The organism is Paludisphaera soli (assembly GCF_011064595.1).
In the GTDB taxonomy this organism is placed as follows: Bacteria; Planctomycetota; Planctomycetia; order Isosphaerales; family Isosphaeraceae; genus Paludisphaera; species Paludisphaera soli.
In genome coordinates, this window is the sequence record NZ_JAALJI010000156.1 from 1 (window position 1) to 403 (window position 403).

Annotated in this window: 1 pseudogene; it reads left to right on the plus strand. The window is 71.2% G+C overall.

Annotation, left to right across the window (positions count from 1 at the left end):
• Positions 1 to 65: 65 nt before the first annotated feature.
• Positions 66 to 403 (plus strand): annotated as a pseudogene (locus G6O68_RS32120) (ThuA domain-containing protein); the annotation flags it as partial.

The following is a 403-nucleotide window of genomic DNA, read 5'->3' on the forward strand; positions in this document are numbered from 1 at the left end:
CGAGATTCCTGGAGCCGCCCGTCGTCCCGTCGTCCTGAATCGCGGTCGATCCCCCGGGGGCGTCCATGAAGGTCCTCGCGTCGCTGTCGCTGATCGTGCTCCTCGCGGCCGCTTCCGCCCAGGCCCCGCCCCTCGCGACGCCCGGCCGGGACCCGAAGAAGATCCAGGTGTTGATCCTCGCCGGCTACAACATGCACGACTGGCGCGCCGTCACCGAGGAGCTCCGCGCCACGCTCGAGGCGACCGGCCGGTTCGAGGTCCGGGTGAACGAAGAGCCCGTCGGCTGCACCGAGAGGACCTTCGACGGCTACGACGCGGTCGTCCTGAACTTCACCAACCACGCGGGCGTCTTCGGCCCGCCGTGGCCCGACGAGACGCGACGCGCCCTGCTCGCGGTGCTCGA